The sequence below is a fragment of the Streptomyces sp. HSW2009 genome (genome assembly GCF_040240285.1).
Classification (GTDB): Bacteria; Actinomycetota; Actinomycetes; order Streptomycetales; family Streptomycetaceae; genus Streptomyces.
Genome location: NZ_JBEHZD010001021.1, coordinates 1 through 1,232 on the forward strand (window position 1 = coordinate 1; position 1,232 = coordinate 1,232).

Below are 1,232 nucleotides of genomic sequence, written 5' to 3' on the forward strand. Positions count from 1 at the left end.
CCCCCCCCCCCCCCCCCCCCCCCCCCCCGCGGCGCCCCCCCCCCCCCCGGGCGCCCCGGGCCCCCCCCCCGGGGGCGGGGGGCGGCCGGGGGGGGGGCGGGGCCCCGCGCCCCCCCCCCGGTGGCCGGGGGGAGCATGCGGTGCAGACCCGTCGATGAGGAGCGCACCATGTCCTACCTGGAACCCCTCGCCTACCCCGAGCCCCGCTACCACGGCGCCGAGGGCGAGGTGAGCGCCGTCTTCCGCCCCGCGGACGCGCCGCCGGAGCTCTCCTCGCCCGGCGGCTCCACCCACTACCTGGCCACGAACGAGTCCACCGGCGGCGAGTTCGGCCTGTACAAGGTGGAGCTGGCCGCGCGCTCCGCCGGCGCCAAGCCGCACTTCCACCGGGCGATGTCGGAGTCGTTCTACGTGCTCTCCGGCGCGCTGGAGCTCTACGACGGCGACCGGTGGGTGACCGGCCGCACCGGCGACTTCCTGTACGTGCCGGTCGGCGGCCTGCACGCGTTCAAGAACACCACCGACGAGCCCCTGACCATGCTCATGCTCTTCTCGCCCGGCGCGCCCCGCGAGGAGTACTTCGAGCGGGTCGCCGAGGTGGCCCAGCGCGGTGGCCAGGAGCTGACGGACTTCCGCACCCGGCACGACAGCTTCTTCGTGGAGGACTTCCCTCGGGACTCCGCTCGGGACGCGCCGCAGCGGCCGGCGGACGGCGGGGCCGCGTAACAGCGCGTCCGGGGCGCGGAAGTGACGGCCCGATTCGGTCGCTCCCGCTCCCGGGGGGGCGGCCGCCCGGGGGGGGGGGCGGGCCCCCCCCCCCCCCCCCCCCCGGGGTCACCCGACCCCGCCCCCGTCGCCACCCCCGTCTCCGTCCCCGGCCGCCCGCCGCGCAGCGGCCACCGTGCCGATGACCACCGTGACGTCGAGCTCGTCCGAGGTGGCCAGCCGGGCCGTCAGCCCGCCGCGCAGGAAGGCGAGTGCGGCCGGGGCGGCCTGGCCTTCGCTCGTCTCGACCAGGACGCAGCCGCCCGGCGCCAGCCATTCGCGCGCGCCGGCCGCCACCCGGCGCAGCACGTCGAGCCCGTCCGCGCCGCCGTCCAGCGCCACCCGCGGCTCGTGTTCGCGGGCCTCGGCCGGCAGCAGGCCCACCGCGCCCGTGGGCACGTACGGCACGTTGGCGGTCAGCACGTCGACCCGGCCGCGGAGCGCGGCGGGCAGCGGGTCGAACAGGT

The 1,232-nt window shown here is 79.0% G+C and carries 2 protein-coding genes; one reads left to right on the forward strand and one right to left on the reverse strand.

Annotated features, from left to right (window positions below; genetic code table 11):
* The first annotated feature begins 168 nt into the window (after positions 1-168).
* Entirely contained in the window at positions 169-726 is a 558-nt protein-coding gene (locus tag AAHZ94_RS34310; protein WP_349997592.1) for a cupin domain-containing protein, read from the forward strand.
* A 108-nt stretch (positions 727-834) separates the two neighbouring features.
* Here the strand turns inward: AAHZ94_RS34310 and AAHZ94_RS34315 are convergent.
* Positions 835-1,232, reverse strand: a 398-nt coding sequence (locus AAHZ94_RS34315) for a class I SAM-dependent methyltransferase (RefSeq protein WP_502964873.1), incomplete at its 5' end; no start/stop codon positions are given.